Origin of the sequence: Mixta tenebrionis (assembly GCF_006517625.1) — a bacterium.
GTDB lineage: Bacteria > Pseudomonadota > Gammaproteobacteria > Enterobacterales > Enterobacteriaceae > Mixta > Mixta tenebrionis.
The window spans coordinates 144,560-165,892 of record NZ_VHQI01000002.1 but is presented as its reverse complement, the minus strand read 5'-3'; the positions used below and the strand labels follow the sequence as shown (position 1 = coordinate 165,892).

General features: G+C 49.4%; 15 protein-coding genes and 1 tRNA gene. 3 read left to right on the top strand and 13 right to left on the bottom strand.

All coding sequences use genetic code 11. From position 1 onward, the window contains the following. Positions 1-45 precede the first annotated feature (45 nt). The 7 genes from FKM52_RS03685 to FKM52_RS03655 form a co-directional block, all read right to left on the bottom strand. Positions 46-1,209 carry a DGQHR domain-containing protein gene (locus FKM52_RS03685; RefSeq protein ID WP_141174850.1) on the bottom strand — a complete coding sequence of 388 codons (1,164 nt, stop codon included), beginning with the start codon at positions 1,207-1,209 and terminating at the stop codon, positions 46-48. A gap of 5 nt (positions 1,210-1,214) precedes the next feature. Further along, on the bottom strand, positions 1,215-1,757 hold the full coding sequence (locus FKM52_RS03680; protein ID WP_141174849.1) for a hypothetical protein: 543 nt from the start codon (positions 1,755-1,757) through the stop codon (positions 1,215-1,217). Then, positions 1,750-6,837: a DNA phosphorothioation-dependent restriction protein DptH gene (dptH, locus tag FKM52_RS03675; protein WP_141174848.1), complete on the bottom strand. Its 5,088-nt coding sequence runs from the start codon at positions 6,835-6,837 to the stop codon at positions 1,750-1,752. Before dptH ends, FKM52_RS03680 begins: the two co-directional genes overlap by 8 nt. Beyond that, a complete protein-coding gene (gene dptG / locus FKM52_RS03670; RefSeq protein WP_141174847.1) occupies positions 6,818-8,140 on the bottom strand; it encodes a DNA phosphorothioation-dependent restriction protein DptG in 1,323 nt (440 codons plus the stop codon). The genes dptH and dptG overlap by 20 nt, the downstream gene beginning before the upstream one ends. A gap of 4 nt (positions 8,141-8,144) precedes the next feature. Then, positions 8,145-9,794, bottom strand: a complete 1,650-nt coding sequence (dptF, locus tag FKM52_RS03665; RefSeq protein WP_141174846.1) for a DNA phosphorothioation-dependent restriction protein DptF — start codon at positions 9,792-9,794, stop codon at positions 8,145-8,147. A gap of 125 nt (positions 9,795-9,919) precedes the next feature. Further along, entirely contained in the window at positions 9,920-11,185 is a 1,266-nt protein-coding gene (locus tag FKM52_RS03660) for a tyrosine-type recombinase/integrase (protein WP_141174845.1), read from the bottom strand. A gap of 199 nt (positions 11,186-11,384) precedes the next feature. Then, a tRNA-Leu gene (locus FKM52_RS03655) sits at positions 11,385-11,469 on the bottom strand. A 240-nt stretch (positions 11,470-11,709) separates the two neighbouring features. On the opposite strand from FKM52_RS03655, the gene FKM52_RS03650 reads away from it, so the two are divergent. Then, the gene (locus tag FKM52_RS03650; RefSeq protein ID WP_141174844.1) at positions 11,710-12,228 is read left to right on the top strand and encodes a YjjA family protein; all 519 of its coding nucleotides are present in this window, start codon (positions 11,710-11,712) and stop codon (positions 12,226-12,228) included. A 72-nt stretch (positions 12,229-12,300) separates the two neighbouring features. On the opposite strand, the gene FKM52_RS03645 is transcribed toward FKM52_RS03650, so the two are convergent. The 4 genes from FKM52_RS03645 to FKM52_RS03630 form a co-directional block, all read right to left on the bottom strand. After that, positions 12,301-13,245 carry a fimbrial protein gene (locus tag FKM52_RS03645; protein ID WP_141174843.1) on the bottom strand — a complete coding sequence of 315 codons (945 nt, stop codon included), beginning with the start codon at positions 13,243-13,245 and terminating at the stop codon, positions 12,301-12,303. A gap of 26 nt (positions 13,246-13,271) precedes the next feature. Next, positions 13,272-15,746, bottom strand: a complete 2,475-nt coding sequence (locus FKM52_RS03640) for a fimbria/pilus outer membrane usher protein (RefSeq protein ID WP_246085490.1) — start codon at positions 15,744-15,746, stop codon at positions 13,272-13,274. A 78-nt stretch (positions 15,747-15,824) separates the two neighbouring features. Further along, on the bottom strand, positions 15,825-16,493 hold the full coding sequence (locus tag FKM52_RS03635) for a fimbrial biogenesis chaperone (RefSeq protein WP_141174841.1): 669 nt from the start codon (positions 16,491-16,493) through the stop codon (positions 15,825-15,827). 53 nt (positions 16,494-16,546) lie between these two features. Continuing rightward, complete coding sequence (locus FKM52_RS03630) at positions 16,547-17,065, bottom strand: fimbrial protein (protein ID WP_141174840.1); 519 nt, start codon at positions 17,063-17,065, stop codon at positions 16,547-16,549. A gap of 597 nt (positions 17,066-17,662) precedes the next feature. Between FKM52_RS03630 and FKM52_RS03625 the strand changes: the two genes are divergently transcribed. Both FKM52_RS03625 and FKM52_RS03620 read left to right on the top strand, forming a co-directional pair. After that, positions 17,663-18,145: a winged helix-turn-helix domain-containing protein gene (locus FKM52_RS03625; protein WP_160250855.1), complete on the top strand. Its 483-nt coding sequence runs from the start codon at positions 17,663-17,665 to the stop codon at positions 18,143-18,145. A gap of 96 nt (positions 18,146-18,241) precedes the next feature. Continuing rightward, positions 18,242-19,510, top strand: a complete 1,269-nt coding sequence (locus FKM52_RS03620; protein ID WP_141174838.1) for a DUF445 domain-containing protein — start codon at positions 18,242-18,244, stop codon at positions 19,508-19,510. A 27-nt stretch (positions 19,511-19,537) separates the two neighbouring features. Here the strand turns inward: FKM52_RS03620 and FKM52_RS03615 are convergent, their stop codons facing one another. Both FKM52_RS03615 and FKM52_RS03610 read right to left on the bottom strand, forming a co-directional pair. Then, positions 19,538-20,725, bottom strand: a complete 1,188-nt coding sequence (locus FKM52_RS03615; protein ID WP_141174837.1) for a YsnF/AvaK domain-containing protein — start codon at positions 20,723-20,725, stop codon at positions 19,538-19,540. A gap of 28 nt (positions 20,726-20,753) precedes the next feature. Next, positions 20,754-21,161 (bottom strand): DUF2382 domain-containing protein, encoded by a 408-nt coding sequence (locus FKM52_RS03610; protein ID WP_141174836.1) that lies wholly within the window; start codon positions 21,159-21,161, stop codon positions 20,754-20,756. Positions 21,162-21,333 lie beyond the last annotated feature (172 nt).

The window sequence follows — 21,333 nt, the reverse complement described above, 5'->3', positions numbered from 1 at the left end:
TTTAATTAAAAAAGTGGCGCTTATTACATTTCACTCTTGACAAACTTAATTAATTCCGCACTCAGATTTTAAAAAATCTCTAATCTGTGTACGACCCACTCCTGAGTAGTTAATATTAAAACCAATTAGCTTATCAGGTTCAATTCTTTTCAAATATAATTCAACCTGTTCAGATGAAATTTTTTGGTCATGTTTATTTATATAATTAAGAATATATTTCAAAAAATCAAACAATGCTTGAATGCCTATTGTTTTTCTCATAAACGAAATATCGCTTCGTCTCCAAAACATTTCATCACAGCAAGTGAAATAATCCCTCACTAAATCATAAACCTGACCATCTTTATTTTCAATATAATAACTCCGTAATGGTGGGGTTGTTTTCATTTCTATATCACTCAGAATTTCACGACTTCTTCTTATTATTCTCTTTTTATGCAAATAATATCTATCCTTAGACGGATTAGTAGTTATCAACGATGAAATACCCTGCACCATAGTTGATGTGGATACATACCATTTATCAAAAGAATCTTCCCCCCCTTCATCTTGAATAGCCAGGTCCATTTTTTTCATTCCAAAATCGACATGCCCTTTAAATGGGGAATCATCTTCTTTGTCTAGCAACCTGGTTAAATAAATAGCGAGTGTATCAGGGGACCAATATTTGCTTTCAACAGAATCCAAATCGTAACCAAACAGCTGATAAGCTAAACTTTTATCAACTTTCTGTTGATTAAAATTAATTGTTGCAAAAACTTCAGCTTGTTTTGGTGCTGGTAATTCGAAGTAAATGGCACAAACAATATCAAAGTCAGCTGATAATTCATTTTTCTCTAATGCTTTTTTAAGTCCTTCAACTCTATGCTGACCATCTACAATAGATGCAATCTCATCTGAAGTTGGGATAACTAATTTAGAATCATCATTAATATACCAAGGATGTAATGGTGATTCTCCATTCTCATCAAGGTTGACCGATAAAATTACTGACGTTGGAAACATAGCATCACTAGTCGCACAGAATTGCGCTATCGCTTTAACTCTATTTTCATTAATTCCGCGTTGCACTCCCGACAAGACATCGTTACCATATCTTGCTGCAAAAGAATAACAAACTTGAACTAATAATTTAGCCGGAATCGAAATTATATAAAAGTCGCCAAAAGGCTGTTTGACTTTTATTGTTTGACCTTCATAAAATGGCATTTTCATCACCTATTCAAAGAACTAGCTGAACCGACTTTAGCACCACCAGATGCAGACTTTGAATCAGCATTCATTGAGTAACTAGGGTTCTCGATGTTAGCAACAGCCCAATATATTAAAGATATAATCCATGCGAATAATGAACACCATGAAAAATAACTTCCGTTACCGGAGCCAACACTATACAGTACGATAATAGCTGAAATTGTAACCACTGTACCTAATAGTAACCAAAGAAGCACTGCAATATTATTACCATCGACTTCATTGCGATTTATAATAATATTAACTGTTTTCTCAAAAATAGTAGTAGCTAATAGCGGAGCAGAAAACGCGAGAAAATTAAGCGTATTCATATTTACTATCAATCGGTCAAGCCTTCCCGGTGAATTGTTAAAAACAGCAGTAAACCAAATACTTATACTACCTAGAACTACCACAATTAAAATAAAAAAAACCAAAAAGTAATGATTACTGAATACCAATTTCAGTCTACGCCAAAGCTCGCTAAAAAGCGTGCAGATATTTTGAGGTGTTGAATCATTCATTTCCACTCAACTCCCAAAATGCTTTATCGCGCATTTTTCTCACCTTTTTTTCCCCATCAACATACAGGCTAAAATGCTTCTCAAGCTGCCGAATCTCTCCCATCAAAGACTCCTGCTCACCCTTATCATCGACGTTAAATACCGCCTTAATATCCGCATTCCTAATCTCGGAAACACGATGGATCACCCAAGTTAAGATATATGAGGCATAGTTATGTTCACCGGTCTTAAAGTGGGTTATCTCCTGAGTTGACAGGATCGCACCAACGCCATACTCACGGCCCTCTTTAAGGATCTTACGCAGACTGGAAAAATCCTGACGCATAAAGTTATCGGCTTCGTCCACCAGAATCATTTTGGTGAGCTGACGATAATCCCCCCTCACGACTGGTTTACCGCGCTTTTGCATCTGCGCGTAAAACAGATCCAGCGTGAGCGCGACTACCAGGTTTTGCACTTCTGGCGGGTATCCAGCCAGTTCGATCACGGTGACGCCGTCAATCAATTCGTACAAACTGGTCATCTTCTCCGGGATAGTCTCGAATATCTTGTAACGCGCCAGTTTTGAAAGAGCTGCGTAAAGCGAATCTTCTTCAACCTTATCCTGAGCGAGGAAGCGCTGCCATACATCTTCAATTGTCGGCGCAGTCCTTGACCATGTTGTCGAATCTTCCGCCGAAATACCTGCTGCTTCGTAGCATTCTAAAATCAGATTTTCTAATTTGAGCTGCTGTTTATGGCCTAGCCCATAGGCTTTCGCCATCGTTTCCGAGAGTCCACCAGCGGTGTGGATTGGTAACATTGGCGTGTCGCCAAACAGAGATAGGGGGTTGTAAGGCAGCTTGAATAACTTGTACTTTTTGGCCCCCGTAGCATCAATAAAAGCCTCGTCCACATAGTCTGATTTGTAGTCGAAGATCATCAAACCAATAGGTTTGCCATCAACGTTACAGGACTGATTACGCATCAACTGTGTGACCAGCGATTTTGTAAACTGGGTTTTACCGGTGCCCATCGTTCCAATAATGCCGGTATTGGTATTCATGAACTTCGCGGTGTTGGTTGGCTCCCAATATAATGGGCTCTGACGCGCAGCATCATGACCAAACAGGATCTGTAATGGAGTGTCGCTAATATCAGAAGTCGCCACCGGTACAGCTGACTGTAACGACTCCGGTTCCGAAATGGACCGTGCAGTAGCCAGCATCGTGACTTCTACCACGACTTCAGGTTGTGACGGAGTGGCATCACTTTCTGGCTTAAGCCGGTATTTTTCCGGCACTCGGTAACGTTCCGCCAGCGGTGGTTCATTCCCCTGCGCAGCAATTAGCGAAGACAGCAGTGAATAAGGGATTTCGATCTGTAAGATATTCTCCGCAGTCTCTTTATAAGAGAGATCGAAGCAGGTTGCGCTGTCCACATGCGCCACGACGAAGCCGTGCGCATAGTCGGTCAATTCTCCTAACTGATAGTCACCCGTTAACCACCATTCGCGTCGATCCAGCAAGGGAGCCAGTTTGTTGCTATCCAGCACACCGTACAGATGCAGTTTCTCCACCTGCATCAGCACCTGACGAATAAAGAGCGCCCGGTACAATTGTGATGCCAGCGTTTGCGGTTCCAGAATGTCCTGCTGTAAATAACGTTTCAGCTCACGAGCCTGTTGGCCCGCATAGCTGTAGTCAGGCCGCGCCCCGGTTTTAACTTCCAGCGGCAACAGATAGAGGCGGTTTTCTTTGAAACCAACAAAGAGCACATCATCAGAGATCGCACCTTTACGATAACCCTGTAAATTTCTCGATAAATCGCTCTCTTTCATTTTCAGCCCGACATTGCCGGACACGCGGATCATTTCGGCTACCGATAGCGGAATCCAGCAAATATCGGACTGGTGCAACATGGATTGCACAAATTTGTACGCCCCAATAATACCGTGCTTCTCTTTACGCTCCCTTTCACTGGAACGCAGCATTTTCAGCAGCCATTCGCCGTTAAAGGCGTTAAATTCAGCCAGCAAATGCTGACTGTCAACGGCGGGTTGCCCGGGCTGGCTTCCGATCTGGAGCAGCCGCAGGAACAAATCAACCTGCTTCGTGACGGTGACGGCATCGTAGCCTGCGCAACTGGTGTACTGGTCAGAATAGTGGATAAGAACCACATCTTTCTGGCTGGTGAAAAAGTCGAGGGTGACCTTAGGATCAATGATGGTGGTCCAGAGCGCACTATTGTAGGAGTAATTGAGTAGCTGTTTAAAATTGCCGCTCACGGCCAGGCCGATCCCTTGTCCATGATACTGGCTGTTGCTTTGACGCGCGGGTTGCCACAGGCTGCCAACTAATCGGGCAAGACGCAGTGCGCAGTAGGGTCCGACATCCACATCACGCAGGCCAAACGCGGTAAAGTAGGCATCCCCCTGTGTTTCAGCACCTTCCCCAGCGATCAACCCATGACAAAGTACCCCACTGGAAGCATCTTCAATGCGGATCTGACGGCAATCTACCGGTGCCGTATTAGTGAAAAATGCCAAGTGTGCATAGGCCAGCTTGTCGCTTTCTGACGGCAGGACAAACTTGCTGAACGTTAACCGGCTGCGCAGCAGGTCAATCAGCATATCGGCTTCCGCCCGCCATACACCGCTGTTCAGATCGAGATCGTTTTTAAGCTGCTCATAGCTGCCACTTTCGGCAAAGTGATCGAACATATTGGGCAGCAGACGTTCATCGTAGCAATTCACATGCACCGAAATAGAGTGCTCTTTTTCCTGCTTAAAATATTCCACTAATCCCAGAAACAGCTCTTTGGCATTCCCCTGATTGATGGCATTGATAATCAACGCATTGTTTCCGGCACTCTGGAACAATCGGGCGTAGGCATCCGTGAACTCATTGAGTTTGTCTTTTACCAGACGCTTAACGTATTCATGGCTGACCTGGCACTGGGGAACCACATCAATCCAGAAGCGGTTCTCCTCCACTGGCTGTAGCTGCGCGTATTCATGCTCACTGTGATAAACAAACGGCATTAACCCAGAAACCATCAGGCGATTGAGAGTAATCGGTGGTAGTGTGGCAAATGAAGCCGAATCGTGCTGTTCCGACTCTGCAACGATAGTTTCTGCCAGTTGTAGATGGTAGGCCAGCACTAATGGGTGCAGTGGTGAAAGACGCTCATGGCTATCATTGCGGCAGATCCCCAGATGCAGAAGACGTTTCTCGTGCGCTGTCAGCGCTCTGCTCTGGCCGATTTGCTGGAGTGACTGCTCAAACGTGGTGACAATGTAGTTGACCAGCGTGCGATATTCTGATGACCACGACACCAAACTCGGCAGGGTATTACGCCGATGATAGTAGGCAAATAACTGCTCATAGGCGTTATGGAGTTCGGGGTAGCTGGCAAGAAGTTCATCTAGCACAAACTCGCGATCGTCACTTCCCGTACCCAGCAGACGTCGCTCAATTAATGAGGCTTCTAGTATCAACAACTGCTGACGAACACCGACAACCTTGTGTTCAGTATTATCGAGTATGATGCGCCCTTTTAGTCGGTTCCAGGTTGCATTGCCCTCTTCTTTGAACAACTTATTGAAACGACTTTGGTCAAAAAGCAGCGGCAGCGTTAGCCCTTCTTCTGCTCCCGGCCCCTCGATGTTAAACGACAGTCGGGAATCGCCGGAAACGAGCGCAAACTGCACCAGATCACTTTGATTCGCCAGCGTCTCAAAATTCACCTGAGCATAATGCTGGCAGTCGATGTCTTCGCTTTCGTCATCCAACGAACAGGTCAGGTTCCCAGACTCGGCAATACGCAGTGTGTTATCTTCCAGTTGCAGGGTTATTTGATCTTTACCTGGCTCAATGCGGTAACAGTGCTGAATATCGTTTAGCCAAAATTGCCCTTGCTCGACCAACAACAGGCGAAATTTATACTCTTCGGCTGAATTATTGCGGTTGGTTAGTTCGAGACTAAAGAAGCATGGATGCCCGTCAAAAGGCACTGATGCCATAATGCGGGAAGTCTTGCCTCCCGCCCGGCTGGTGCGCCAGAAAGGCATGTTCTTTAACTGGCGATGATGGGCAATCTTTATCTGGTTATCCTGAAGATCGTTGCCCTGAAAGCTGAACTCCAGCTCCGCCTTTGATTGCCCTGACTGCACATGCACCAGCAGGCTGATGTCACGTTTGCCTGCCTTACTGGCGCTTTTCGCCCTTTGCCAAACCTCGCCGTTTTCGACGGAGACGTTCTCCAGCACCAGTTTTTGTTCACTATTCTGTTCTTTCTCTTTCCTGTAGTCGGAAAAATCAAGCTCACGCCAGTCATCTTTATCGTAAAAATGCTCCTGGATGAACTTGGTACTAAACTCAGGTAGCACATTTTCCAGCTGTCCACTGTAGCGTTCAACGCTGTCTTCTATCTGGCGATATAATTTCCGGTTTTCATTCAGTCGGGTGCGTAGCTGTTTCTGGCTATAGTTCAGTAGTTCATCATCTTTAAACAGATGAAGTTCGGAGAAATCCAGATTGCCATCATCCAGCAGGCGATACAGCGATGAGAAACCAAATACGGTCGCACCTTCATCCAGTACCGTTGCCAGTTGATCCTCTAGCAAACAACGGGACAATTCCGAACGGTTACTGTCGGTGGTAATGAGCTTTTCTAGTTGATGACTGAAGGTTTGTGGATACCAGATAGCATCCGGTGCCGACACGTCTTTCGTGCTGTTAATCAGGGTATCAAGCATACTGTTGTGAATAATCAACAGCGCTGTTTTGGCAAAAACGCCGCTGCGCCCTGCAACTTCATCGCGCAGATGGGAAATATAGTTTTCCGTGAATGCTGGAGCCGCAGTGCCATGCAGTACCGGAATAAGCTGAACGCCATTGCAGGGGAGGCAATCAATATATTGCCCTGCCGCAATTTCCAGCTGGTTGCCGTCTGCCAGAGAGACGAATGCTTCCCAGAGTTTTAAGGCATTATCGGGATCGGGAGATTTGAACTGGTAGCGCTCACCCGGCTGTATGATGCCGCCTACCCATTCAATAAAAGTTTCCGCCAGATAGGTTTCATACTGTTTTACGGACATACACGGCGTCTCCACTGTCACTCATTCGCTCTACATTTCCCATGCGTTCATAAAACGCCACCAGCGTTTGCGCCGACTGGCTATCTAAATAAAAACCGCGCTGTTCAAAACCGCGAAGCAATTCGTGCAGGCGGAGTTTATCATTTTTGCCTACGGTGAGATTGGTCAGTAACAGCAGACGATCCTGATTAAGCACCAACACTTTCCCCGCCCGACCACGCACCTGAATAAAGTCAGTGCAAATCTGGTTTTCCAGTTCATTAACGTATTTACGATTTACCGTCGCGCGGTCAGTCTGTTTACCCTGGAACTGCTCTACGGCAACGGATAAGAGCTGTTTGAAGGCATTTTCCAGGTTTGTTGCGCGTTCACGAAGCGGGAGGCCTCGATCCACAATAAAATCCTGCAAATAAACATTAAGGTCATTTAGTACTTGGGCAGATGAGTCTGAATCATTCAGAGTGTCTTGATAAATCTGCCATAACGGACGCTTTTTCTGTCCTTTTTCCCACTGCAAAACCTCTAGAGCAGAGAGCACCGGGAACAGTTTTTCGCTCTGGCTGGCGAACAGCTTATAGCCATAACGTTTCACCTTTTCCCGTTCAGAGCTGGCTCTTTCGCTATCAAGAATAAAAAATAGTGATTTGCTTTGTGGCTCGCCGTCCTGCCAGTTGTCAAGATTGAGCGCCAGTTGAGCGCACCAGCTAAAGGCGTACAAACGTAGGGTGTTGGTCAATTCTTGTAAAAGGTATTGTGGGTGCTCCGCCAAAAACGCAAGATCGGCCTGAAAACACGTGACCATATACGGAAGGTAGGGTTGCTCTTCGGCAAAAGGTCCTTTCCCCAGCAATTTTATTTTTTCATTGAGCTTATTCAGCATTTGCTGCTCAATGAAGTTCAGTCTGTCCTGTATGGGGTAGCGAAGGCTGAAATCGCCCATCAAATTGGCAAACAGCGTACCAAGACGTTTATCTGCCGTAGATCCCGCGCTTATTTTTTCGCCCACAAACTGAGCATGAAATAGTAAAAAAAGAGGGGATACACGGAAAATATCCTGACTGGAAAAATACATCCGTTCCAGCACGGACCAGAATGCAGGCTCATCAAGTAGTTCCTGCAGATGTGTTTTACAATCTTCACGGAATTGTTCGGGATCGTAAGCTTCGATTTTGCGTTTCAGGGCGTAGCTAAGGACCAGACCGGTGACGAATTGCCAGCTAATATCGTTGTTTTTATTGCGCACAGGCAGGTAACTATCCAGTTGATTGTTACCCACTTTTAACTCGGTTGCGATAGGGTACATTCTGCTAACCCTCCATACCGCTAATAGTGATCATATCGTCATCCGCCTTTGCACGATAAACCCGTTGTCTGCCATCATAAAATTTGATTTCGCTACTTGATTTAGCCTGCTCTGCAATCAACTCAACAATTTCATCCAGTAACACGATGGCATTTTTATCGTATTTATTCGGACGATAGCCATTATTCAATTTGTCCAATAATTCAAACAAATTAAGTCCGATATGAATACACGGTAGTGGATTTTGCCCCACCTTTAAATAGACATCAAAGCCTGTTGGATGAGCCGTGTGTTTATTACGAATAGAGTCCCAGTCAGGCTTTATCTCTACCGGTGCGGTTATTTTAACACCACCGAACTCACCCAAAAAGAACTCTTCTTTTTGCATACTTAATTCAGGCGCTTTGCGGTTAGCATAGCGCTGGATACCAGCAATAAGCTCAAAAGCATAAAAGCGATTCAGTGACCTTTTTTGCTCCGGATCTGCTGTGTAATTACTATGCAAGTGCCAGATTTCTGAGTAACGTTCAAACAGCGATTCGTTAAAGAACGCGGAAAATTTCCGATGATAATCATTACCTAATGACTCGTACTGTAACAGCCAGAAAAGCCGGATCAAGGAGGTTGCGTCACCAGACTTAACGTTCTGGCGATCAAACTTAATGTGCAACGGCTCAAGTGCGGCTAAAAAATCATCGAGATCAGCGTCAACCAGCCCCAGTTCATAGCGCAAAACAAATTGATCAAGTTCATAGGTGTGCAATCTGGCGGGATCAAAATCGGAAACTTTTTTAATCAGATCATTTTCTGCACCGGTGAAGAGATTATCAAATAAGTAGCCAGGCCCCATCAGCAGGTGATGCAAAAAATCCAGCAGCGTTCGGGTCGTTACAAACTGGTCTTTAATTAATCGCGCTTTAAAGAGCTGCGTAATTAACACATTCTGCACACCAGGTGTGCAAAGCAATTTAAAATTTGCGACCTCTTTTAGATCTGGATTAACTGACTCATCGCGCCGAAAGATAAACTGAAATAAGTTATTATCATCATCGCGAGTTAAGTTATCTAATAAGGTTTTAATAAATGGTGAATAGTTTTTATTTTCGTTAAACTGGAATTTAGGGTAGTGTTCAAAATCAAAAAAGGAACAATTTTCATTACGGTAAGGACGGCTTGCGTCATGCTGCACCGATAAAAATGAGTCTATCGCCGATCGGATCACCTGATGGCATTTAGCACCTTCTCTGGCAAAATTGGCGAGCATTCCGGTATTGATACCAATAAGCAATGGAGATGATTGCTGATGATGTTTAGCAAATAAATCATTCAAAGCATCAATGGCTGATTGCCGAGGGGCAAAGCTATGTGTGGCATCCAGATGAAAATTAAATCGCCGTTGATAACGCGGATCTGACTGGCAACGGGTTAAAATTTCAGACTTCCCATCCCCGCTACTACCGCACAAAAAAATGATTTCCCCAGGTTTGGCAACATCTAAATAACGTTGCAATTCAGTTTCAATCTCTTGTTTAACAAAGAGTTGTTCCTTCAACTGGTCGAACTCATCCTTCTGGCGGTGTGTCACGGTGGTGACGGAAAACGAAGATGACTTCGCAAGTACACCCAACGCTTTACGTAATGTGATTGCGCTCATAACTTCATGTTCTCTAAAGTAAGAATTCACCTATTTTATACAAGCTTCTCCTTGATCTCTATAGGCTCTTTGACACATTCAAAGGTGGCTGGTTAATTAGTTTTATAACTAATTAACCATATGCATTAAATATTACCCCGATTTACCTTCGCATAATCAAACGGCGTAATCCCCCTCTCCCGATTCGCATCCAAAAAATCAGCCCACCATTGCAGCATCAACTTGCGTTCATCCAGATGTTCCGCTTTATGGATATATGCTGCGCGTACCGAGTTACGTTCCATATGGCTCATCTGGCGCTCCACCGCATCCTTCGACCATAGCCCTGACTCAATCAACGAACTACAGGCCATTGTGCGAAAGCCGTGACCACAAACCTCAACTTTAGTGTCATAGCCCATCACCCGTAATGCACTGTTTACCGTGTTCTCGCTCATGGGCTTACGCGGATCGTGATCGCCGATAAAAATCAGTTCATGTTCCCCGCAGAACTGTTTTATCTGCTTCAGGATCGCCAGCGCCTGCTTAGAAAGCGGCACCAGATGAGGTGTACGCATCTTTGAACCTCGCTGAGAATGTTTCACGCCGGGAATAGGCTCTCGCTCAGGCGGGATCGTCCACATTGACGTTTCAAAATCGATCTCTGACCAGCGAGCAAAACGCAACTCACTGGACCGAATAAAGATAAGTAGAGTGAGTTCGGTTGCCCAACGGGTTAGTGGCCTGCCGGTATAGTCATCTATTTTCTGGAGTAATTCAGGGATGCGCTTTAACTCCAGCGCCGGACGATGCTGCCGATTACTGGAAGCTACCGCCCCCGCCATCTCTTGCGCCGGGTTGTAATCTATTAACCCGCTTTGCACTGCATAGCGCATGATAGCCGTGGTGCGCTGTTGAAGACGGGAAGCCACCTCAAGACGTCCAGATGTCTCTACGGCTTTGATGGGAATTAACAGATCGCGAGTACCCAATTCAGCAATGTTGCGAGTACCAATTGCCGGGAAGATATTGTCCTCCAGGCTCTTTTTTACGCGATTAGCATGATCTTCTGACCATTTTTGGTTAGTTGCAAGCCACTCTCTGGCAACCTTCTCGAAAGTAATGATCTCTTTCGCCTGCTCTTCTTTCACAGCTCGTTTATGCTCACGAGGATCGATACCAGCAGCGACCAGCTTTCTAGCCTCTTCCCTTTTCTTCCTGGCATCTGCTAGTGAAACTTCGGGATAAACACCGAACGCCATCAAATGTTGTTTACCGCCAAAACGGAAACGAAATCGCCAATACTTGGAGCCGTTAGGCTTTACAAGTAAGAGCATGCCGTCGCCGTCAACAAGTGAATACTCTTTCTCCTCAGGTTTTGCAGAACGAACTTTAGTATCCGTTAGGGCCATAATGGTTCTCCTTCCATTGTATCCCGTGAGTATACAAGCAATATCGAATCGGCAAATATACTCATTAGTATACTCACAAGCTTGTTGATGTGGGTTGACTCAGATTGACTTCAGTTGAGGAGAAAAGCTGGAAAAACCTTGTATAGCGCGGGTTTCAGGCATAAAAAAAGACCTCAGTTGAGGTCCATTTACATACTTGTGGTGCCGAAGGCCGGACTCGAACCGGCACGTATTTCTACGGTTGATTTTGAATCAACTGCGTCTACCGATTTCGCCACTTCGGCACTGAAGGGTATGCGGAAAACGTTGAGGATTATACCCTTACCTGTCACCTGTGCAACCTCAATCGTCGCTAACCGGCGCCAGATGACGAAAAATTCGCCTGATTATACGGACTAATCCCAAACGCGGCCTTTTGCGGCGCGCGGCGGCGCGGCGGGCGGAACTCTGACCGTTGCGGGAAGTCCTACTGGCGGATAGCAGGCGCGCCGTGGATGGCGGGCCGGATACACATCGAGGTTAAAATGAAGAAAATTTTACAGCGTCTGACCCTGACAACGGGCGTGCTCTCTTTTATGGTGGCTGGAACCGCGCTGGCGGCCAGCTGGCAGGATCAGCTGAGCAGCGCGGCATCGCAGCTAAGCCAGCAAAACAGCAACAACGGCACGGCCCAGAACGACGCTAACGCTCAGGGCGGTTTGTCGCTCTCTTCCCTTACCGCACTGCTGAACGGCGGCGATAAGGCGGTAAGCAGCAGCAGCATGACCAACGCCGCTGGCGTGATGGAATACTGCGTTAAACATAACGTGGTGGAGAATAATGCCAACAGCATCAAGGATCAGGTGCTGAGCAAGCTTGGCCTGCAGGACAGCACCACGCAGGCGCAGCAAACCGACTATCAGCAGGGGCTGATGGGCCTGCTGAATACCGGCAACGGGCAGCAGCTAAACCTGAAAAGCCTGAGCAACACCCCGCTCGGCGAAAAGCTTAAAACTAAAGCCTGCGATGTCGTATTAAAGCAGGGTAAAAACTTTATCTCCTGATGCCAGCTCTCTCTGCGCCCTGCGATTTACCACGGCGCAGAGATCCTTTCCTTTATTCATCGTTTAATAACGCTAGTCCTGCGTAATGGTAAACGTCATCGCCCCGCGCGCGGTGCCGGGAGTAACCTTGATGCCGGTTGGCGTATAGGAAGCCAGCAAGGGAATAGAGATCTCCGGCTCGCCCGCCAGATGATAGGCTTCCGGCGTATCGAAATGCAGCGGCCTGCCGTCGCGATGCATGACCTTAATCGCTATGCCGCTGGCGGCGCCGGCGCCATCCTGTATCGGCACGATGCCCGGCTCCGGCGAAGGCGCGCCGCCTGCGGATGAGAAGCTTACTTTCACCGGCAGATTGCCCTGACAAACCAGCTCAACCGCAAAAGCGGTGGGCGCCACGGTGCTGCCTACGCCGGTAAAGGAACTGCGGTTCACGCTGCCTAACTGTACGACCAGGTTGTTGGATTTGGCGTAGCAGCTTTTCATACGCACGCTGCCGGAAGCGGCCTGCAGCGTTAAGGCGGTAGCAAGATTGCCTGAGCTGTCGGTAAGCATAAAGCGCGCCACCTCGCCGCCGGGGAAGCTGCCCGGCGTAATATCGCCGGTGCGGTAAAACAGCAGCTGAACATCAGAGCCGATCAAAGGTCTGCTGCTATCCGGCGTCAGCGTCGTATTCACCGGCATAAAGCTATCGGGCAGCAGCGCATCAGATACCTTTACCCCTACGCCTGGAATCCCGGTTTCATAAACGTCCGGCAGCACGCCGCTTGGGCTGGCCCAGCTGCCGGTCAGCACCGACTGCCAGTTAACGCTGCCCGTGCAGTTTTGCGCCAGATCGCCGGCAATGGCGATGGTTTTACTGCCGATCACGCTGCCTGGCGGCTGGTTGGGGTCCACCAGCAGATCCGGCAGGGTGAACTGCTGCGTTCGGGGCGTGCCCAGCTCGCAGCCTGCCGCCTGTACGCAGGCGGGCGCCGCGGCACACATCATAATTACACCAGCAACCGTTAAGTTCTTCATTGCAGTATCCCTTCTTCCGAGCCGATTTACCGGCAGATAGCCTTCAGCAGGTGCATATCCTCACCGCTGTCAGGCAACGCGAAGCTGGCGCGGCACTGCTTGTCGGCGTCGCTTCCCCAACTCACCAGCAGCGTGCCTCGCGACTCCAGGCCGCTCAGCCACACTTCGCCATCACTGCCGACGATGCTGCTGTAGTCTGAGTTATCGTCTTCCGGCCTGACCGTGGCGCCGAAAGGCACCGGCTGACCGTTGCTGCGCGTCAGGGTAATCAGGGCGCGCTGCCCTAACCTGCCGCTGAAATCCGCTCTGACCACCGCGCCGCGGGTAGGGATCACCTGGCTGGAAGTCTGCGCCAGCTCAACCGTATCCGGTAAGGTCAACGGATCGAGCGTCAGCTCACTTATACGATAGGGCCTGACATAGGGAACCAGCGTATAGCCGCGAAAATCGGTGATGACGCCGGTCTGATTCTCTACCGATGCGCCGCCTATGCCGGGCGATTTAACCAGCGCGACCGTCTCGCCAAGCGGCTGGCTGAGCGTTATCCCGTCATGATGCGCCACCAGCGCGCCGCTGATGCCGTAGTTTAACCGGCGGCTGTTGCGATCCCAGGCATAGCCCGCATCCGCCTGGCCGTAGCCGCCGCGATAATCGATATCGGCGCTGCCGAGGCTGCCGCCGTTACGATTGGTATAGCCCTGACGCACGCTCCAGCTGAGATTTTTATCATCCAGCAGGGTGCCGTTCAGCCCTACCGACTGGCTGCTGCTGCCGTGACGCGTGCTGTTCAGCTGGTAGTTCGCCCAGGTATTATTGCCCTCGTCGCTCAGCGGCATATTGAGAGAGAGCGCCATAATCTGCTCCTCGCGTCCGCTTTTTTTGCCGCTGTAGCCAAGCTGGGTATTGCGGTTATAGCTGTAGTTCAGGTTAATGCTGATGCCTCGCCAGCTGTTGTTGTAGCCGATATTCATCGAGCGCACGCGCCGATCGTTATCCCAGAATGATTCGTTAACCGCGCTAACCGTCAGCGATCCGGCGCCGGCCCACAGATTTTGGGTAAGCGACAATTCCGCCCGCTGCCGGCGACGCTCCCATATGGCGCTTTCGCCGTCCTCGTAGCTGTCCAGCACTTCATCAAGGCTGTAATAGTCCTTTGTGGCATAGCGGAACCCCGCCAGCGCCAGGTTAGTACCGGTGCCGATAAAGTTTTTACCATAGCGCAGCCGCCAGACGTGTCCGCGCTGCGTGCCTTGCCGATCGGCCAGTTTGCTGCGCGCGATGGTCGCATCCAGCGACAGCGCGCCGATCTGACCAAAGTTTCTGCCGACGCCCGCCACCAGCGAGTGGTAGTTCTCCGCCTGTTGCGTGCCGCTATAGAGAGTAAAAGCCTGCGGCAGACCCACGATCCCGGTGCCCTGAATGAACATCTTGTTGGTAGTGTTGTTCCTGCTGTTACGGTACTGGCCGCCGGTCAGGCTGTATTTGATATGGCCTTCACGCTGTAATACCGGAACGGAGGCAAAAGGCACCACCAGCTGCTGTTCGCTACCGTCCGTTTCACGGATAGTCACGTAGAGATCGCCGCTGCTGCCGGTTGGATAGATATCGCTAATGGCAAAGGCGCCCGGCGCAACGTAGGTCTGATAGATAATATTGCCGTTCTGATAAACGTTAACCTGAGCATGGCTGCGCGCGATGCCGCGTACTATCGGCGCATAGCCTCTCAGACTATCCGGCAACATATCATCGTCCGAAGCGAGCTGTACGCCGCGAAAGGAGACGCTGTCATAAATATCCGTCGGTGAAGTGCTCTCCCCCAACGTAAGCTGCGCCTGCAGCGGAATAATACCGCGCTGCGCGCGGGTGTAGAGGCGATCCCACTTCGCATCGCTCTGCCGGTTGCGCGACCAGGTGCTGTAGTTACGCAGCCGCCACGCTCCCAGGTTAACCCCCGGCTGCAGGCTAAGAAACTGGCTGTCGTTATTACGACGATGCGCCTGTAACGCTTCGCTGTGCGCGCCGCTGAAGCGGTAGTTGAGCAGCAGCGCGCTAATCCCCTCGTCCCAGCGCGTTGACGGCACCGCATCACGCGCGCTGTGATTTAGCTCCGCCTGAGGGAAGCTAAGTATCAGCTGCTGCGTGTTAACATCCAGCCGGGCGCGGGCGTCAGCGATCTGCGACAGATCGGCGCAGCCGTTCTCCTGCTGAAGCAGGGGATAGCGCGCCACGTTAACCCCATAATTTGCCAACAGGTCAGCGCTCAGGCAGGGCTGCAGCGTTTGTTTCCCTTCGCCATCATCCTGCTGAAAAAAGGTGACATCGCGCGTCTCCTGCCGACGGTTATTCAGCACGACCTCGACCCGGTAAGTGCCGGGCAGCTGCTGCATCTCCTCAAAAGCCGAAAGATCAACGTTGCTGTCTCCAGGGCTTTGTTTTTCCAGCATCGCCGGGTTAAAGCGCACCTTAGCGCAACCGTTATTGATCTGAATCAGAGCTGGCATAAGGCACAGCAGCAGTAAGCGGCGTTTCCCTGCGCCCGTCATGGCATTTCCTTATTCAATAACGTATTTATGCAGAACTCAGTAGGCCGCCTCGAACGTTGCCGTCGGAGCGCCAAAATCATTAATCACCCGCCAGCTCACTTTGCCCGACGCCGCCAGCTGGGGTATGTCGTAGGTTTTACTGGCGAAAGGCGCCACCCACTCTGGATAATTAACGGCTTTACCGTTGACCACGACAGAATGAAAATTCATATAAAAAGGCGTCGGGTTATTAACCTGCAGCCGGCCCTGTTGCTGGCTCCACTGCAATTTTTCATAAATATCGGGTTTTAAGGCTTTTTTGATCGCCGTTGGACGATAGATCAGCTTAAGCTGATTCTTAATCGCTATTTGTAAAATGTTCTCATCATCGGTAGCGCCGGGAATCGATTTAATATTTGCCCAGAACAGGCTTTCCCGATCTTCCGGCAGGTTGCCGCCGGTAAATAAAAGGCGCAAAACGTTTTTTTGCTGGCCGTCGAGGCGAAATAACGGCGGCGAGAAAATAAAGGGGGCTTTACCACCGTCCAGGCTTTCCGTCCATGACTGAACCAGCCAGGAAGTCGCATCGGTATTGTTGACGCTGATAGTGGCCTCTTTGCGATCGCCGTGAAAAATAATACGCGTTCCGCCGATAACCACGCCCGCTGATGCTTCGCTGCTGACCAGCGATAAAAGCAGCAGAAAGCTGAAAATCCATTTATACATTTCCGCTATCCTGAGAAAAGCAATGGGCCGCCGGCGGCCCATTGCGGAGACGATTAGTTGTAGTTCATCGTAAAGGTGGCTACGGCATTGGCCGTACCTGGAGTCACGTTTTGATTCATAGCAATGTAGCTGGCATAGAATCTCAGCGGGTTATCTACGTCCGCCTGCATTTCATACGCGCTGGACGCTCTGAACAGCGGCAGCCTGTCCATATTCTGATCGTAGAGCTGAATAGCAACGCCCGTGGCCGCATTCGCGCTTGGACTCAGCGCTAATACGTCGTTATTACCTTCATAACCGGCGCCATCAAATTTCACTCTGGCAACGCCAGCCGGGCATTCGCTCAGCGTTAAAACAAACTCTGTGGTAGAGGCGGTAGAGCCTACGCCGGTAAAGCTGCTTTTATTTACCGATCCCATCGGTACTACCAGGCTGGGGCCGCCATCCAGTGACAGTCGGCAGGTATTATCGATAATTTCGCCATTAAAGTTGACGGTGCCGTCATAAGCAAGCACGGATGCGGATGCAAACAACAAAGTCATGCCTAATGAGATTTTGTTAAAACGTTTCATATATATCCTTATCAGCTATTGTAAGCGAAATAGTACTCGTATCTTAAAAACGAACGGACACGATTCCTTTTATTCTCTGAATTACAGAGAGTTTCATAAACAAACGTTCTCAGAGCAAAACAGTAGATAAAATCAGGCGTTAGGTTACGAAAAGTCTCCCTTGCAACTTCTTATCAAAATAGTGCCGTAAGGTTATTAACCCGCCAGCGCATTATTTGACTCCATATTATAAGGGCGACTAACGCCTTACTCTCACACCGTCTTGTCGGCATTAAAATTACAATAAAAAAAGATGAGAGAAAGTGAAGAATCAACAATTCAGGAAAAGTAAATAAAACTTCACATTATCAATGCGCTGTTGGCAACAACCACGCCAGCAACCGTTGCAAATATGATTGAAATCAATAAATTAAAAGCAAAAGAATACATAATTAAAAATTACAAGATTTAAAGAATATAATAAATAAGATTATGTATCGTCTGGATCTCATCCGTTTCCCAAGAGCGTTTGAATGGATAATGCTGTTATGTTAGCTTGAGCCGCTACCCGCCAGCTACATGTTGTTACTTATGGACTCTATCGACGAGGAATTAACCATGTTCTACTGCATTAATAACAACGCTATCTTCGATCCGATAAATCATACATTAACTTCAAGTAAATTTTATCCGGGAAACGATACAAAAATTAATCAGCCTGCCAGCCGTTGTCTGACATTACTGATTGAGCGCAAGGGCGACATAATTACCCAGGAAGAATTTATGAACGAGGTCTGGCGCAAGCACGGGATGGAGGTAACGGTTAATACGCTTTACCAGAACATCTCTATTTTACGGAAGAATCTGAAACGCGTAGGTATTGATGACAATATCATTATTACCGTACCTAAAAAAGGTATTACCCTTTCAGCAACGGTAGAAGAATGCGATGGAAAGCCGGTAAATATTTCCTCATCAGACTTTTCTTCAGAGAAAACATCTTTCTCACTATTTAATAAAAGAGGCAGCGTCCGTTTGCTGGTAGCGTTGTGGATCATATTGCTCGCCGCCCTGCTGGCGCTGTGGTTCGTTTTTACCTGAAGCGGCGCCATCTCTTCATGCCGATGAGGGGCCTTCCTGAAACGCCATCGTCAAGGGAAGCACGATTTTCTTAACGCGCTACGCTATGCTGGTAGCATGGAGAAAATAAACGAACTGAAACGAGCTAAGCGCCTGGCGCTTTCCCTGCTGCTGATTGCGGCAGCCACCTTTATATCCACCCTGTTTATGCCGCCCTGGCTATGGGTTAGCGCGCTGAAAGCGATAGCGGAAGCGGCAATGGTTGGGGCTTTAGCTGACTGGTTTGCCGTCGTCGCCCTTTTCCGGCGCGTTCCGGTGCCTTTCATTTCACGTCATACCGCCATCATCCCCCGTAATAAAGATCGCATCGGTGAAAATCTTGGGCGTTTTGTCCAGGAAAAATTCCTCGGCACCGATACGCTGCTGGCGTTAATCCGCCGTTACGATCCGGCACAGCTGGCCGGCAGCTGGCTGAGCGCGCCGGATAACGCCCGGCGCGTGGGCCTGCATCTGTTGCAGCTGATGCGCGGCTTCCTTGATTTTACCGATGACGCCCGTATTCAAAATTTTATCCGACGGGCGGTGCATAAAGCGCTGGATAAAGTCGATCTGACCCGCTCAAGCGCGCTGTTGCTGGAAAGCCTGACGAAAAATAATCGTCATCAGGCGCTGCTGGATGCGGCTATCGGGCAGCTGCTACGCCTGCTGAACCGCGATAGCACGCGTGAGTTTATTGCGCTGCAGATTGTGCGCTGGCTGAAGCGCGAGCATCCGATCAAGGCAAAAGTTTTGCCGACGGAATGGCTGGGCGAACACAGCGCGGAGCTGGTTGCCAGTGCGGTTAACTCGCTGCTGGATGAGGTAAGCCAGGATCAGGGCCACGAGCTGCGTCTGGGATTTAACCGCGCGGTAGAAAAACTGCTCACGCGTCTGAAGGCCGATCCCGATATGGCGGCGCGGGCAGAAACTATTAAAGGCTACCTTAAAGAGGACGAGGCGCTAAATCGCTATATCGGCGAACTGTGGCACGATCTGCGCGGCTGGCTGAAAACCGATCTCTCGGCTGATGATTCGCGCGTCGGCCAGCGAATAACCGAGGCAGGACTGTGGCTGGGCGAAACGCTGGTTAACGATCGGGCGCTGCGCGCCTCGTTGAATCAGCATCTGGAACAGGCGGCGCAAACTATCGCCCCGGAGTTTGCGGCATTTTTGACGCGTCATATCAGCGATACGGTAAAAAGCTGGGATGCCCGCGAGATGTCGCAGCAGATAGAGCTGAATATCGGCAAGGATTTACAGTTTATTCGGATCAACGGAACGCTGGTGGGCGGGTGCATCGGGCTGCTGCTGTGGCTGATAACGCAGCTGCCCGCGCTGTGGCAATAGCTCAGCGCGGGCGAGGAGAACAACGAATTACTTCTTCAGGCCGCCCAGGCGATCTTTATCGCTGGAGCCGGTGAGGCTGTCTTTTTCAAAACCGGAAGTGGTGGTGCCAACCGGGCGATCGTTGCCGCTGGCGCCAGTAACCGGATCGTTATTCAGGCCGCCGGTAACGCCAGCGCGATCTTTATCAAGACCTTTGGCGCCGGTCTGCTCAACCTCAACCTCCTGCCGGCGTACGGTATCTTTCACTGTCTCTACCCGTTCGGTGGTTTCATTACGCACGCCTACCTCTTCTTTAATACGTGCGGTTTTGCTTACCGTCGGCACTTCGTGGGATTCCTCTACCTCAATGGTCTTATCCGACCAGTCGACGTCGTGCAGATAGGCTGGCTCGTTCACGGAGTTACGGAATACATCGGCATGCTGTTCAAACAGCGATACATCTTCCGCCACCTCATCTTCCACGGTATAACGGCGCAGACGTACGGTGCCGTCGCTGACCTGACGTTTGCCGATATCTACCTGCTCTTCCGCCAGCTTCAACGCTTCATGTTGCTCTTTACCGCTAAGGGAAGTGCCGGTGACGCCAGCGCCAGCCACGCCTGTTGCCGCCGTACCGGTGGCGCCGGTAGCGGAAGTCGCGGTTACGCCGCTCGTGGAGGTGCCGGTAACGCCGCTATTGTTCTTACCGCTCAGCAGATCGGTCGCACCGGTTTTGCCGGCGATAGATTTATCGCTGTCATGATCCAGAGTGCCGGGCACGCCAGCAGTGGGATCGGTTTTGCCGGTTACCCCAGCGGCGCCGGCGTTAAAACCTGCCGAAGTCGTGCGCCCGGAAAGATCGTTGGTTTCGCCCAGATGTTCGCGCTGATGGCCGGTGGTATCGGCACGCCGCCAGGAGGCGGAATAGTCATTAGCATATTGATCCAGCAGGGTTTCGATACGATCGGCATCTTCTTTGCGCGCGCGCACCGTCAGCAGCACGCCGCCGCCCTGAATCGCTTTGTTATATTCAGTGGCGTAGTCGTCATCGACGTCATCGCCAAACAGGCGCTGCCAGAAGCTGGGATGACGGATCTCTTTACCTTCCACGCGCAATCTTTCACCGGAAATAATATCAATATGGCTTTCCGCGATACCTTCGGCAATCAGTTTCTCTTTAGCGACTTCCGCCTGCTGTAGCTGATTAAAAGCAGTAACGATTTTTTCATGTGCCATTATAGTCTCCTCGTGCTTAGGTTTACGGTTAATTATCTTCCTTGTTGATCTCTATCTCCTGGCTACGTAATGTGACCTGCTGTTGAAAATGCTCGCGCTTTTTCAGTTTATGAATATGAACTTCTTCCTTCAGGATATGGCGCCGAATTATTTCCACCTGTTCTTCAATCACCGGCACAATTAATACCTCGCCTTCCTGACGAACCTGGGGAAAATAACCCTCTTCAACAGGCTCATTTTTTTCAACGCGCGTTATCTCCACCTCTTCGCGCCACAGCTCCGCTTCCAGCAGCTGCTCGGCGCTGGTGGTGGAACGCTGAATACGGATGCGGCGGTCTACCACGTGGGTAGTGCTGACCTCTGCCTGCTCTTCTGCCAACGGAATGCTTTCCTGCCGTTCCGCCTTTTGCTGCTGCGGCGCGATTTTTTTATCCATTGATTACCTCTGCAAATAGCGCCGTGTCAGAATATGCGTTCATTATCATGTCGGTGACCGATAACTTACCGTAATAGTTATAAAGCATAGACCAAACGGCGACTTAAGTAATAATCAGCCGTGGCAAATTGTTAAGAAATATAAATCCTGCTGACAGTAATGACTAAAGCGG